This is a genomic window from Cellulosimicrobium sp. BMG9.22 (assembly GCF_059159975.1).
Genome location: NZ_JBZGBY010000024.1, coordinates 1 through 13,559, shown reverse-complemented (window position 1 = coordinate 13,559; position 13,559 = coordinate 1). Strand labels below are relative to the sequence as shown.

The 13,559-nt window shown below is 73.2% G+C and carries 13 protein-coding genes; all 13 read left to right on the top strand.

What is annotated here, in order from left to right:
* Positions 1–126: 126 nt before the first annotated feature.
* The 13 genes from AC4H2H_RS15085 (at position 127) to AC4H2H_RS15025 (ending at position 13,321) form a co-directional block, all read left to right on the top strand.
* Entirely contained in the window at positions 127–1,299 is a 1,173-nt protein-coding gene (locus tag AC4H2H_RS15085) for a mannose-1-phosphate guanylyltransferase (RefSeq protein WP_494371633.1), read from the top strand.
* Positions 1,296–2,522, top strand: coding sequence for an amidohydrolase (locus AC4H2H_RS15080; protein WP_494371632.1), 1,227 nt, complete (start codon positions 1,296–1,298; stop codon positions 2,520–2,522). The genes AC4H2H_RS15085 and AC4H2H_RS15080 overlap by 4 nt, the downstream gene beginning before the upstream one ends.
* Positions 2,523–2,748: 226 nt before the next feature.
* A complete protein-coding gene (locus AC4H2H_RS15075; protein ID WP_494371631.1) occupies positions 2,749–3,843 on the top strand; it encodes a BMP family lipoprotein in 1,095 nt (364 codons plus the stop codon).
* 112 nt (positions 3,844–3,955) lie between these two features.
* Complete coding sequence (locus AC4H2H_RS15070) at positions 3,956–5,593, top strand: ABC transporter ATP-binding protein (RefSeq protein ID WP_494371630.1); 1,638 nt, start codon at positions 3,956–3,958, stop codon at positions 5,591–5,593.
* Entirely contained in the window at positions 5,590–6,906 is a 1,317-nt protein-coding gene (locus tag AC4H2H_RS15065) for an ABC transporter permease (RefSeq protein WP_494371629.1), read from the top strand. The genes AC4H2H_RS15070 and AC4H2H_RS15065 overlap by 4 nt, the downstream gene beginning before the upstream one ends.
* The gene (locus tag AC4H2H_RS15060; RefSeq protein WP_494371628.1) at positions 6,903–8,204 is read left to right on the top strand and encodes an ABC transporter permease; all 1,302 of its coding nucleotides are present in this window, start codon (positions 6,903–6,905) and stop codon (positions 8,202–8,204) included. Before AC4H2H_RS15065 ends, AC4H2H_RS15060 begins: the two co-directional genes overlap by 4 nt.
* A gap of 19 nt (positions 8,205–8,223) precedes the next feature.
* Positions 8,224–8,631 carry a cytidine deaminase gene (locus AC4H2H_RS15055; protein ID WP_494371627.1) on the top strand — a complete coding sequence of 136 codons (408 nt, stop codon included), beginning with the start codon at positions 8,224–8,226 and terminating at the stop codon, positions 8,629–8,631.
* Positions 8,628–10,046, top strand: a complete 1,419-nt coding sequence (locus AC4H2H_RS15050) for a thymidine phosphorylase (protein WP_494371626.1) — start codon at positions 8,628–8,630, stop codon at positions 10,044–10,046. The genes AC4H2H_RS15055 and AC4H2H_RS15050 overlap by 4 nt, the downstream gene beginning before the upstream one ends.
* A gap of 2 nt (positions 10,047–10,048) precedes the next feature.
* The gene (locus tag AC4H2H_RS15045) at positions 10,049–10,471 is read left to right on the top strand and encodes a YidH family protein (RefSeq protein ID WP_494371625.1); all 423 of its coding nucleotides are present in this window, start codon (positions 10,049–10,051) and stop codon (positions 10,469–10,471) included.
* Positions 10,468–10,791: a DUF202 domain-containing protein gene (locus AC4H2H_RS15040; protein WP_494371624.1), complete on the top strand. Its 324-nt coding sequence runs from the start codon at positions 10,468–10,470 to the stop codon at positions 10,789–10,791. Before AC4H2H_RS15045 ends, AC4H2H_RS15040 begins: the two co-directional genes overlap by 4 nt.
* Positions 10,788–11,822 (top strand): hypothetical protein, encoded by a 1,035-nt coding sequence (locus AC4H2H_RS15035; RefSeq protein ID WP_494371623.1) that lies wholly within the window; start codon positions 10,788–10,790, stop codon positions 11,820–11,822. The genes AC4H2H_RS15040 and AC4H2H_RS15035 overlap by 4 nt, the downstream gene beginning before the upstream one ends.
* A 42-nt stretch (positions 11,823–11,864) precedes the next feature.
* Positions 11,865–12,104 (top strand): hypothetical protein, encoded by a 240-nt coding sequence (locus AC4H2H_RS15030; RefSeq protein WP_494371622.1) that lies wholly within the window; start codon positions 11,865–11,867, stop codon positions 12,102–12,104.
* An 86-nt stretch (positions 12,105–12,190) separates the two neighbouring features.
* The gene (locus tag AC4H2H_RS15025; protein ID WP_494371621.1) at positions 12,191–13,321 is read left to right on the top strand and encodes an adenosine deaminase; all 1,131 of its coding nucleotides are present in this window, start codon (positions 12,191–12,193) and stop codon (positions 13,319–13,321) included.
* The last annotated feature ends 238 nt before the right edge of the window (positions 13,322–13,559 follow it).

Here is a 13,559-nt window from a genome sequence, read left to right as displayed (position 1 = left end):
CTTCCACCATAGTGACATCGGCGTCATGATGAGGACCGCCGGACGGCGTCCGACGGCCTCGCGCGGCGTGTTTGTGACTGATCCCACAGCCCGCTGGGGAACTCCGGGCCTCACTATGCTGCCCCCATGGCCTCCTCGCCTCCTTCGCCCGTCGGCAGCCTTTCTGGCAGCCCCTCCGGCCCTGCCGTGACGCCCATCCCGGGGTTCCACGCCGTCGTCCCCGCGGGGGGCGCCGGCACGCGGCTGTGGCCGCTCTCGCGCGCCGGGTCGCCCAAGTTCCTGCTGGACCTCACCGGCTCCGGGCGTTCGCTCCTCCAGGCCACGGTCGACCGTCTGACTCCCCTCGCGGGGGCGGACGGGATCGTGCTCGTCACGGGGGAGCGGCACGTCGCGTCGGCGCGCACGCAGCTGCCCGGGCTGCCCGTCGACAACGTGCTCGCGGAGCCCTCGCCCCGGGACTCCATGGCCGCGATCGGGCTCGCGGCCGCGGTCCTCGAGCAGCGGCACGGCGACGTCGTCGTGGGGTCGTTCGCGGCGGACCAGGTGATCCGCGGTCAGGACGCGTTCGAGGCGTCGGTGCGCGAGGCGGTGGAGGCCGCCCGCGCCGGGTACGTCGTCACGATCGGGATCGCGGCCTCGCGGCCGTCCACCGCGTTCGGCTACGTGCACAGCGGTGAGCCGCTGGGCGTGGAGGGCGCGCCGAGCGCGCAGCACGTGCGCGGCTTCACGGAGAAGCCCGACGCCGCCACCGCGCAGAGCTATCTCGCCTCGGGCGAGTACCGGTGGAACGCGGGCATGTTCATCGTGCGGTCGTCGGTGCTGCTGGGGCACCTCGCCGACCAGCGCCCGGAGCTGCACGACGGCCTGCGGGCCGTGGCCGCTGCCTGGGACGGCCCGGAGCGGGAGCGCGTGCTGCGTGAGACCTGGCCCGCCCTGGAGAAGATCGCCATCGACCACGCGGTGGCCGAGCCCGTCGCCGCGGTCGGCGGGGTCGCCGTCGTGCCCGGCACGTTCGGCTGGGACGACGTCGGGGACTTCAACTCCCTCGCCGCGCTCCTGCCGTCCGTGGACGGCGCCGGGTCGAAGGTGCTCGGCGACACCGGGAAGGTCGTGCGCAAGGAGAGCGCGGGTTCCGTCGTGGTGCCCGCGAGCGACCGGGTCGTCACCGTCCTGGGCCTGGACGACGTCGTCGTGGTGGACACGCCCGACGCCCTCCTCGTGACGACGCGCGCCCGGGCGCAGCAGGTCAAGGCCATGGTCGACACGGTGCGCGAGCTCGGGCTGGACGAGCTGCTGTGAGCGCCGACGTGACCCTCGCCGCGCGGATCGCCGCGGCCGCCGCGCGCCACGCGGACGAGCTCGTCGCGATCCGTCGTGACATCCACGCGCACCCGGAGGTCTCGCGTGCGGAGACGCGCACGACGGCGCTGCTCGCCGAGCGGCTGCGCGCCGCGGGCCTCGAACCTCGGCTCCTGCCCGGCACGGGGCTCGTGTGCGACGTCGGCCCGGAGCCGGGCGAGGTCCTGCCCGGCACCGAGGACGAGGTCGTGGTGGCTCCCGGTCGTGTCGCCCTGCGTGCCGACCTCGACGCCCTGCCTCTCCAGGACCGGTGCGCCCTGCCGTGGGCGTCGACCGTGCCGGGGGTCGCGCACGCGTGCGGGCACGACGTGCACACGGCCGTGGTGCTGGGTGCCGGGCTCGTGCTCGCCGACCTGCACGCGCAGGGTGGTCTGCGCCGCGGTGTCCGCCTGATCTTCCAGCCGGCCGAGGAGGTGCAGCCGGGCGGGTCGCTCGACGTGCTCGCCGCCGGCGGGCTCGACGGCGTGGACGAGATCTACGCCGTGCACTGCGACCCGAAGGCTGACGTCGGGCAGATCGGCACGCGCATCGGGCCCATCACGTCCGCGTCCGACGAGGTGTCGGTGACGATCGCGTCGCCGGGCGGCCACACGTCGCGCCCGCACCTGACGGGGGACGTCGTGTACGCGCTCGGCCAGGTCATCACGCAGGTGCCCGCCGTCCTCGGCCGCCGCCTCGACCCGCGCTCGGGGGTCAACCTCACGTGGGGCGCGGTGCACGCGGGCTCGGCGCACAACGCCATCCCGAGCACCGGGACCGTGCGCGGCACGCTGCGCTGCCTCGACGTGCGCGCGTGGGAGTTCGCCGGTCAGGTGCTGCACGACGCCGTCGAGCAGGTGGTCGCGCCGTACGAGGTCGAGGTGACCGTGCACCACAAGCGCGGTGTGCCCCCGGTCGAGAACGACGAGCGCTGCACGGGCGTGCTGGAGGCCGCGGCGCGCGACGTGCTGGGCCCGGACTCGGTCCTGCTCACCGAGCAGTCGCTCGGGGGCGAGGACTTCGCGTGGTACCTCACGAAGGTGCCCGGCGCGATGGCCCGGCTCGGGACACGCACCCCGGGCGGGCGCAGCTACGACATCCACCAGGGCGACCTGCAGGTCGACGAGCGCGCCGTCGACGCCGGCGTGCGGCTGCTCGCGCGCGTCGCTGCAGGCGCTGGGTGACGCGGTCCCGACTCGTGGACAGGGGTGTGTCACGCCTCAGACGCAAAGTGACGCTTGGATAACGAAGCAGGCCCGTTACCGGCAAGTAACGTGCGGGGCCCCTGAGGCTGATTAGTGTTCGGTCGTATAGAGGCCGACGGACCGGCCCTCCCGTGCAACGGTGCTCGGGAGGGCCCAGGGGTCCCTCCCTGCGCGGCCCTGCTACGAGAACGACAGGAGCTATCAGGTGAAGAGAGCGACTCAGGTCACCGCGCTCGCGGCGGTCGCCGCATTGGCGCTGGCCGCGTGCGGCGCCGCACCCGAGGACGACGAGACGACCGGCGGCGGCGAGGACACGGCCGGGGGCAACTCCGACTTCTCCGCGTGCATGGTCTCCGACGCGGGCGGGTTCGACGACCAGTCCTTCAACCAGGCCGGGTTCGAGGGTCTGGAGCAGGCCGAGGAGGAGCTCGGGATCGAGGCCATCGAGGTCGAGTCGTCCGCCGACACGGACTACGCGCCCAACATCGACAACCTCGTCCAGCAGGGCTGCAACCTCGTCATCGGTGTCGGCTTCCTCCTCGAGGACCCGATCCAGGCGGCGGCCGAGGCGAACCCCGACACGAGCTTCGCGCTGATCGACTCGGCGTTCTCGGACGCCGACTTCGCGCCCGTCGAGCTCGACAACGCCAAGCCCATCCTGTTCAACACGGCCGAGGCCGCGTTCCTCGCCGGCTACCTCGCCGCGGGCATGAGCGAGACGGGCACGGTCGCGACGTTCGGCGGCATCCAGATCCCGTCCGTCATGATCTTCATGGACGGCTTCGTCGACGGCGTCGCGAAGTACAACGAGGACAACGGCACCGCCGTGCAGGCGCTCGGCTGGGACAAGGAGGCCCAGACCGGCTCCTTCACCGGCGACTTCGAGAACCAGGCCAACGGCCAGAACCTCGCCCAGGGCTTCATCGACCAGGGCGCGGACATCATCATGCCCGTCGCGGGCCCGGTCGGCCTCGGTGCGGCTGCCGCCGCCCAGGGCGCCGGCGCGAAGATCATCTGGGTCGACTCGGACGGTTTCCTCACGACCGAGTACGGCGACATCATCATCACCTCGGTGATGAAGCGGATCGGCCCGGCGGTCTTCGATACGGTGAGCGAGTCGGTCGACGGCAACTTCACCAACGAGCCCTACGTGGGCACCCTCGAGAACGAGGGCGTGGGCCTCGCCCCGTTCCACGACTTCGAGGATGCGGTGCCGGCCGAGCTGCAGGACCAGCTCGCCCAGTACCAGGAGCAGATCATCGCCGGTGACCTGGTCGTGGAGTCGACCAACACCCCGTGACAGCTCGATGACGGTGGCCCGGGCGAACCCGCCCGGGCCACCGTCGTCATGAGGCGACGACACGACGGAAGTGCGGTTCGATGGAGTTCCCTGTTCTCAGAGAGGCCGGCCGGTGAAGCTGGAGCTGCGCGGGATCACGAAGGTGTTCGGGTCCCTGGTCGCGAACGACCACATCGACCTGGTGATCGAGCCAGGCGAGATCCATGCCCTCCTGGGGGAGAACGGCGCGGGCAAGAGCACGCTCATGAACGTGCTCTACGGGCTGTACGACCCGGACGACGGCGAGATCCTCGTCGACGACGTGCCGGTCGCGTTCACCGGGCCCGGCGACGCGATGGCGGCGGGCATCGGCATGGTCCACCAGCACTTCATGCTCGTCCCGGTCTTCACCGTGGCCGAGAACGTGGCGCTCGGCCACGAGCCCGTGAAGGGCGCGGGCCTCATCGACGCGCGCCGGGCACGGAGCCTGGTCCAGGAGATCTCGGACCGGTTCGGCTTCGAGGTGAACCCGGACGCCATGGTCGAGGACATCCCCGTGGGCGTCCAGCAGCGCGTCGAGATCATCAAGGCGCTCTCCCGTGACGCACGGGTCCTCATCCTCGACGAGCCGACGGCGGTGCTGACCCCGCAGGAGACCGACGAGCTCATCGCGATCATGCGCCAGCTCAAGGAGGCCGGGACCTCCATCGTCTTCATCACCCACAAGCTGCGCGAGGTGCGCGCCGTCGCGGACCGCATCACCGTCATCCGCCGCGGCAAGGTCGTCGGGACGGCCGACCCGAGCGCGAGCGAGACCGAGCTCGCGTCCCTCATGGTCGGCCGGTCGGTCTCGCTCGGCGTCGACAAGACGCCCGCCGAGCCTGGCGACGCGACGTTCCGGGTCGACGATCTCACCGTCATGGACGACGTCGGCACGGCCGTCGTCGATCGCGTGAGCCTCGACGTCGCGCGCGGCGAGATCCTCGTCGTCGCGGGCGTCCAGGGCAACGGTCAGACCGAGCTCACGGAGACGATCGTCGGGCTGCGCAAGCCCGTCGCGGGCTCGATCCTGCTCGACGGGAACGAGCTCGTGGGCCGCAACGTCGCCCAGGTCCTCGAGGCCGGCGTCGGCTACGTCCCGGAGGACCGCAGCACGGACGGGATCGTCGGGACGTTCTCGGTCGAGGAGAACCTCGTCCTCGACCTCTTCGACCGGGCGCCCTTCGCGCGCGCCGGGGCGCTGAACAGGGGCGCCATCCGGGAGAACGCCGAGCAGCGCGTCGTCGAGTTCGACGTCCGCACCCAGACGGTCCAGGTGCCGGCCGGCACGCTCTCGGGCGGCAACCAGCAGAAGGTCGTCCTCGCCCGCGAGATGTCGCGGCCGCTGCGTCTGCTCATCGCGTCGCAGCCCACGCGGGGTCTCGACGTCGGTTCGATCGAGTTCGTCCACAGCCGTGTCGTCGCGGAGCGCGACAAGGGCACGCCGGTGATCATCGTGTCGACCGAGCTCGACGAGGTGCTCGCGCTCGCCGACCGCATCGCGGTCATGTACCGCGGTCGCGTCGTCGGGGTCGTCCCCGGCGACACCGACCGGGACGTCCTCGGCCTCATGATGGCCGGGGTGCCGCTCGAGGAGGCGGTCGTCCAGGCCGCCGAGCACCACACGACCCTCGGCGGGGCCGACGTCGACCCGGGCACGCCGGGCGCGGCGTCGGACGTCTCCGACGACGACACGACCGAGGCAGACGCCCGCGAGGAGGAGATCCAGTGAGCCAGCAGGCAACGCCCGACGAGGCCGCGGTCCCGCCGACGCCCGCGCCACCGAGCGACCCCGCGAAGCCCGAGGCGTCCGCCGGGCGCGGCATCCTGCGCGAGATGCTCGAGAGCAGCTGGCTCGTCTCGCTGCTGGCGATCGTCGCCGCGCTGATCCTCGGAGGGGTCCTCATCGCGGCGGCCGACCCGGAGGTCCAGCAGGCCGCGACCTACTTCTTCGCGCGACCGACGGACTTCTTCGAGGCGGTGTGGGTCGCCGTCTTCGGTGCCTACAGCGCGCTCTTCCAGGGTGCGGTGGTCAACTTCGACGCCCCCGACCTCCAGCGTGCGCTGCGACCTCTGACCGAGACGATGACCGTCTCCACGCCGCTCATCCTCGCCGGCCTCGGGCTCGGCATCGGCTTCCGTGCCGGGCTGTTCAACATCGGTGCGCAGGGGCAGATCATCCTGGGCGGCATCTTCGCCGGGTTCATCGGCTTCACGTTCTCCCTCCCGCCCGGCCTGCACCTCCTGCTCGCGGTCCTCGGCGCAGCGCTCGGCGGCGCGATCTGGGCGAGCATCGCGGGCGTGCTCAAGGCCCGCACCGGCGCGCACGAGGTGATCGTCACGATCATGCTCAACAACATCGCGATCTACCTCGTGGCGTACCTGCTGACCACGCCGGCGTTCCAGCGCCCCGGGAGCAGCAACCCGATCAGCCCGCCGATCCCGGGCTCCGCGACCTTCCCGCTGCTGCTCGGGGAGGGCTTCCGGCTCCACCTCGGGTTCGTGCTCGCGCTGCTCGTCGCCGTGGGCGTCTGGTGGCTCATGGAGCGCTCGACGCTCGGATTCCGCTTCCGCGCCGTGGGCGAGAACCCGCACGCCGCGCGCACCGCGGGCATCTCCGTCGCGTGGGTGACGGTCTGGGTCATGGCGCTCGCCGGTGCGCTCGCCGGTCTCGGTGGCGCCGCCCAGGTGCTCGGCACCGAGAAGGTGCTCACCGCGGGTGTCGCCGCGAGCTTCGGCTTCGACGCGATCACCGTCGCGCTGCTCGGCCGGTCCCGCCCGCTCGGGACCGTCCTCGCCGGCCTGCTCTTCGGTGCGCTGCGCGCGGGCGGGTTCGCCATGCAGGCCCGCACCGGCACGCCGATCGACATCGTGCTCGTCGTGCAGTCGCTCATCGTGCTGTTCATCGCGGCGCCGCCGCTCGTCCGGGCGATCTTCCGGCTCCCGACGCCAGGCGGCCCGACGCGGGCCGAACGGCACGCCGCGCGCCGTCGGGCGCGCGCGACGTCCTCCACCACCTCGACGACGCAGGAGGCCGGCGCATGAGCACCGCGACCACCCCGGCCCCCGCCGCACCGGCAGCCGCGCGGCCTCCCGCTGCCAAGCCGCTGCCGCCCATCAGCTGGCGGGCGCCGGTCGCCTACACGGTCATCGGCGTGCTCTCGCTCGTCTTCTTCGCGCTCCTGCCCGCGAGCGGGCAGGAGACGACGTTCCGGCTGTCGTCGGAGGGGGACTTCTTCCAGATCGCTCCCATCACGGTGAGCTCGACGGGCGCCGCGCTGTTCCTGTCGATCCTCGCGCTCCTCCTCGCGGGGTTCGCGTTCTGGGCGGCGCGGGACCGGCGCAGGACCGGCATCTGGCTGCCGATCGTCTTCGGTGTCGCGGTGGTCTTCGCCTTCCTCTGCTGGGCCGGCGCCGGCAAGTCGGCCATCCCGCTCACCGGCCTGCTCCAGGGCTCGCTCTTCCTCGCCGTGCCGCTCGTGTTCGGCGCGCTCTCCGGGGTGCTGTGCGAGCGTGTCGGCATCATCAACATCGCGATCGAGGGCCAGCTCCTGGCGGGGGCGTTCCTCGCCGCCGTCGTCGCCTCGCTCACGTCGAGCGCCTACGCGGGCCTCATCGCGGCGCCGATCGCCGGGGCCCTGGTGGGCGTGCTGCTCGTGATCTTCTCGGTGAAGTACTGGGTCAACCAGATCATCGTCGGCGTCGTGCTCAACGTGCTCGTCGTCGGCGTGACGAGCTACCTGTACTCCACGGTGCTCACCGAGGACCCGGCGACCTGGAACACGCGCACGCCGCTGCCCGTCCTGGAGATCCCGGTGCTGTCGCAGATCCCGGTGGTCGGCCCGGTGCTGTTCCGCCAGACGGTGCTCGTGTACCTCATGTACGTCGTCGTGATCCTGCTGCAGATCTTCCTCTTCCGGAGCCGGTGGGGGCTGCGCCTGCGCGCCGTGGGCGAGCACCCGAAGGCCGCGGACACCGTCGGCATCAAGGTCAACGCCACGCGCGTGCGCAACACCATCCTGGGCGGCGCGGTCGCGGGTCTTGGCGGTGCGTTCTTCACCGTCGCGGCCGGCCTCGCGTTCGGCAAGGAGATGACGGGCGGCAAGGGGTTCATCGCCCTCGCGGCCATGATCCTCGGGCGCTGGAACCCGGTCGGGGCGCTGGTCGCGGCGCTGCTCTTCGGGTTCTCGGACAACCTCCAGACCGTGCTGGGCATCGTCGGGACGCCGATCCCGAGCCAGATCATGCTCATGACGCCCTACGTCGTGACGATCTTCGCCGTCGCCGGTCTCGTCGGGCGCGTGCGCCCGCCGGCCGCCGAGGGCGTCCCGTACATCAAGTGAGGACGTCGGTGACCACGACATGACCCCTGCCGGCACGATCGACTGGGACGCCCTGCGGGACGCGGCGCGCGAGATCATGGGCCGCGCGTACGCGCCCTACTCGGGCTTCCCGGTCGGTGCTGCGGCCCTCGTCGACGACGGCCGCGTCGTCGTCGGCTGCAACGTCGAGAACGCCGCATACGGCGTGACGCTGTGCGCCGAGTGCTCGCTCGTGAGCTCGCTCGTCGGGACGGGCGGCGGGCGCCTCGTGGCGTTCGCGTGCGTCGACCGGCACGGCGCCATCCTCATGCCGTGCGGCCGGTGCCGGCAGCTCCTGTGGGAGCACGGCGGCCCCGACCTGCTGGTCGAGACGGTGCGTGGTATCAAGACGATGAGGGACGTGCTGCCCGACGCCTTCGGGCCCGAGGATCTGGAGGAGCGCTCGTGACCAGCGACGACGGGGCCCCGCACGACGAGGGGACCGAGGAACAGGAGCGCGCGACGGCCGAGGCCGGCGGGACCGCGGGACCGGACGGCACCTCGCCGGGTGCCGAGGAGGAGGGACCGACGCCCGAGGCGTTCGACGCCGTCGACGTCATCCGCACCAAGCGCGACGGACAGCGGTTCGACGGCGCGCAGATCGACTGGGTGATCGACGCGTACACGCGCGGCGTGGTCGCCGAGGAGCAGATGGCCGCGCTCGCGATGGCGATCTACCTCAACGGCATGGACCGCACCGAGATCGGGCGCTGGACGCACGCGATGATCGCGTCCGGCGAGCGGATGGACTTCTCGGGTCTGACCCGCCCGACCGCGGACAAGCACTCGACCGGCGGCGTGGGGGACAAGATCACCCTGCCGCTCGCCCCGCTCGTCGCGACGTTCGGCGTGGCCGTGCCGCAGCTCTCGGGGCGCGGCCTCGGGCACACCGGCGGCACCCTGGACAAGCTCGAGTCGATCCCCGGCTGGCGCGCGTCGCTGACGAACGCGCAGATGATGAACGCGCTCGAGCACGTCGGCGCGGTCATCTGCCAGGCGGGATCCGGCCTGGCCCCCGCGGACCGCCTGCTGTACGCGCTGCGCGACGTCACGGGGACGGTCGAGTCGATCCCGCTCATCGCGAGCTCGATCATGAGCAAGAAGATCGCGGAGGGCACGGGCGCGCTCGTGCTCGACGTCAAGGTCGGCTCGGGCGCGTTCATGAAGGACCTCGACTCGGCGCGCGAGCTCGCGCGGACCATGGTCGACCTCGGCACGGACGCGGGGGTGCGCACGGTCGCGCTCCTCACCGACATGTCCACGCCGCTCGGCCTCACGGCCGGCAACGCGCTGGAGGTCAGGGAGTCGGTCGAGGTCATGAAGGGCGCCGGCCCGCAGGACGTCGTCGACCTCACCGTGGCGCTCGCGCTGGAGATGCTCGCGGGCGCCGGTCGCCCCCAGGACGAGGACGACGTCCGGCACGCCCTCGTCGGCGGCCGGGCCCTGGACAAGTGGCGCGCGATGATCGCCGAGCAGGGGGGCGACGCGCGCGCACCACTGCCGGTGGCGCGCGAGCGCGAGCACGTCGTCGCCGACCGGGACGGGGTGCTCACCCACCTCGACGCCTACGCCGTCGGGGTCGCGGCGTGGCGCCTCGGCGCGGGCCGGGCGCGCAAGGAGGACCCGGTGCAGGCGGGCGCGGGCGTCGAGCTGTTCGCCAAGCCGGGCGACGTCGTCCGCAAGGGCCAGCACCTCATGACGCTGCACACCGACACCCCGGAACGCTTCGAGCGCGCGGTAGCCGCGCTCGAGGGCGGCTGGGGCATCGCGCCGCCGGGGACGGCCGTCCAGCGGCGCCCCGTCGTCCTGGACCGCGTCGACTGACCGTGGGTGACGAGGAGCAGAAAGCGGTCGAGACACCCGACGAGCGCCGGCCGCGCTCGGTCTACGGCGTCGGGACGGAGCCGGACGCACGGTTCAGCCTGGCGAACGAGCGCACGGCGCTCGCCTGGGTCCGCACCGGTGTCGGGCTCGTCGCCGGCGGGATCGCCCTGACGTCGTTCTCGACCTTCGCGGACCTCCCCGGGCTCGTCGACGCCGTCGCGGCAGTCGCCTGCCTCGTGGGCGGCGGGGCCGCGGTGTACGCGCTCGTGTCGTGGCGGCGCAACGAGCGCGCGCTGCGCCTGCGCAGGCCCCTCCCGGCGCCCGGTGGACTGCCGGTGATCGTCTCGAGCGTCGTCCTGCTGGCGGTCCTCATCGCCGGCTACGCCGCGGCGGCCGGCCTCGGCGAGGCGGCAGACCTGCCGTGAGCCTCCCCGAGCGCGACGAGGGCTTGCAGCCCGAACGGACGGCGCTCGCGTGGCAGCGCACGGTCCTCGGCGTGGTCGTCGGGGCGCTGCTCCTGGGTGCCGCCGGGCTGCGCAGCGGGCACGCGCTCGTCGTCTGGGCTGCCGGTGCGATCGCGGTCCTCGCGCTCGTCCCCGCGGTGCTGCGCCAACCGACGGGTGGGCTGCCCGGTCATGGGCGGCTGTACTCGTGGTCGTTCCTCGTGCGCGTCGTCGGTCTCGTCCTCGTCCTCGCGGCGGTCGGGACCGCCTGGGCGCTGAGCCGCGCGCTGGGCGCGCGGTGAGGCTGCCCCGCGCGCTCGTCGGGCTGCGGCTCACGAGCCTCGCCCGGCTCGTCCCGGACGCGCCCCTCCCACCGCTGCCTCCCGCCGGTCCCTACGTGCCCGACGGCGAGGTACGGCACGCGCTCGACCTCGCCCGCCGTGCCGGCCACCCCGAGCCGGTCGTGGCGTGGCTCGACGCGACGCTCGGCGGGTTCGACGGCCGGGACCGGCGTGCCGTCGTCGACCCGCTGGGACGCGTCGCGGCGCGTGCCGCCGGGGCCGCGGCGCCCGACGTGCAGCCGCTGCGGCTCGGCGACGCCGTCGCGCGCCAGACCGACGGGACGACGTGCGGCTCCGCCGTGCTCGCGCTCCTCGCCGCGGCGGGCGACCCCGTGCTCGCGCTGTGGCTGTCGGCAGGGCTTCGACCAGGGCCCGGGGCGGTCGAGCCACCGGGCGTCATCGGGAGCGGTCCGGTCGACGGGTCCGACGCGACGGCACGGTTCCGGTACCTGCAGCAGGTCGTCAAGCGGCGGACCAACCGCGATGCGCTGGGCCCCGTGCCGTGGCCGTCCGCGCTCGGCACGCCGCCCTGGGGTGCCGCGCGCGTCGCACGGTTCGCGGACGTGCGGTACACTCACCGCGTCGTCGACGAGAGTGGGTCGTCCGGCGCACCGGTTCTCGGCGCGGCCCTCGATGCCGCGGCGCGGGGCGTGCCGGTTCCGCTCTTCACGGGAGGTGACCTGAGCGTCGGCGTCACGACCGCCGTGCCGCGCCACGTCGTGCTCCTCGTCTCGGCCGACCCGCCCGCGGCGGCTCCGAAATCGGGAGCCGGACCCGCGACCGGGGTGAGGCGGTGCTGGGTCTACGAGCCGTCGTCGGGCACGGTGCACCGCCTCGACGCGCACGACCTCCCGGACGGATCGGTGCACGGCGACGTGCGCCGTGCGCTCGGCGGCTGGCCGCACGTGTGCTGGGCGCTGGTGCCCGCCGGCCGGGCTGGCGGGGCGCACGGCCCGGCGGGAGGATGGACGGAGCCCGCGGACGCGAGGTGACGACGCCGAGGGATGACGCCGAAGGATGCGAGAGGAGTCGCGATGAGCACCGTGCCCGGGGACGACGCGTGGCGGGACGCAGGCCTGGTCGACCAGGACGAGGACGTGGTGAGCCTCGTCGAGGAGGTCGAGACCGACGACGACGGCGTCGAGGACGCGGAGCACGAGAGCGACGAGTACACGCCGCGGACCCCGCGCCCCGACCTGGACGGCGAGGCGAACGAGGCCGACGTCGTCGAGCAGGCGTCCGCGGTCCCGGGCGACGAGGACGACTACGCCTGAGCCCGACGGCCCGGGTCCCCGCGACGTCCGCCCGGCTCGGTGACGCTCGGCGCGAGCGACCGCGTACCGGCCGGTAGCGTGAGCGCATGACCACCGAGAACTCCCCGCTGACGGTCGACGTCATCCGCTCCCTGCCCAAGGTCGTGCTGCACGACCACCTCGACGGCGGGCTGCGGCCCGCGACGATCCTCGAGCTCGCTGCCGACGTCGGGCACCAGCTCCCGGCCGCCGACGCGGACGCGCTCGGCGCGTGGTTCGCCGAGTCCGCGGACTCCGGTTCCCTCGTGCGCTACCTCGAGACGTTCGACCACACGATCGCCGTCATGCAGACCCGCGACGCGCTGGCTCGCGTGGCGCGCGAGGCCGTGCTCGACCTCGCGCGCGACGGCGTCGTCTACGCCGAGCAGCGCTGGGCTCCCGAGCAGCACCTGCAGCGCGGGCTGACGCTGCAGGACACCGTCGACGCCGTGCAGTCCGGCATCGAGCAGGGGATCGCCGAGGCGGCCGCGGAAGGACGGACCATCCGCGTCGGGCAGCTCGTCACGGCGATGCGGCACGCCGACCGCTGGCAGGAGATCGCCGAGCTCGCCGTCGCGAACCGTGCGAACGGCGTCGTCGGCTTCGACATCGCCGGCGCCGAGGACGGCTTCCCGCCCTCGCGTCACGGCGAGATCTGGCGCTACCTCGCCGAGCAGAACTTCCCCGTCACGATCCACGCGGGCGAGGCAGCAGGTCCCGAGTCGATCGCCGAGGCCGTGCACCTCGGGCAGGCGGACCGCATCGGCCACGGCGTCCGCATCGTGGAGGACATCGCCTTCGACCCCGAGCACCCCCACAGCGCCGAGGGCGAGGCCGGCACCGCCGCGCTCGGGCAGCTCGCGCACTGGGTCCGCGACCACCAGATCCCGCTCGAGCTGTGCCCGTCGTCCAACGTCCAGACCGGCGCCGCGACGTCGATCGCCGCGCACCCCATCACGCGGCTCAAGGAGCTCGACTTCGCCGTCACGCTCAACACCGACAACCGCCTCATGTCACGCACGACCATGACGCAGGAGATGGCGCTGCTCGTCGAGCACGCGGGCTGGACGATCGACGACCTCGCCGACGTGACGATGACCGCCGCCTGGAGCGCGTTCGTGCACCACGACGAGCGTCGCGCGCTGGTCGACGACGTGATCCTGCCCGGCTACCAGGAGGTCCAGGGCGCGCAGCTCTGAGTCCTTGCGTCGGCGACCGGTGGCGCCCGGTCGCCGGGGGCGCGTGGTCGCCAGGTGGCCTCTGCGGAGGGGGCGCGGGTCTACCATCCGCCGCTCGTGCCTCGCGGCTCCCGCCAGGCCCGACCACGACCCGCGCCCCCTCCGCGCCGGCCACCCGCTGCATCGTCACCGGGTGCGGGGGTGCGTCCTGAGACGGCTTCGTGCCGAGGTAGAGCCGTGGTCGCCGAGGTAGAGCCGT

Coding starts and splice junctions, on each gene's coding strand:
- AC4H2H_RS15085 (WP_494371633.1), top strand. CDS start 127: ATGGCCTCCTCGCCTCCTTCGCCCGTCGGCAGCCTTTCTGGCAGCCCC.
- AC4H2H_RS15025 (WP_494371621.1), top strand. CDS start 12,191: ATGACCACCGAGAACTCCCCGCTGACGGTCGACGTCATCCGCTCCCTG.
- AC4H2H_RS15030 (WP_494371622.1), top strand. CDS start 11,865: ATGAGCACCGTGCCCGGGGACGACGCGTGGCGGGACGCAGGCCTGGTC.
- AC4H2H_RS15060 (WP_494371628.1), top strand. CDS start 6,903: ATGAGCACCGCGACCACCCCGGCCCCCGCCGCACCGGCAGCCGCGCGG.
- AC4H2H_RS15055 (WP_494371627.1), top strand. CDS start 8,224: ATGACCCCTGCCGGCACGATCGACTGGGACGCCCTGCGGGACGCGGCG.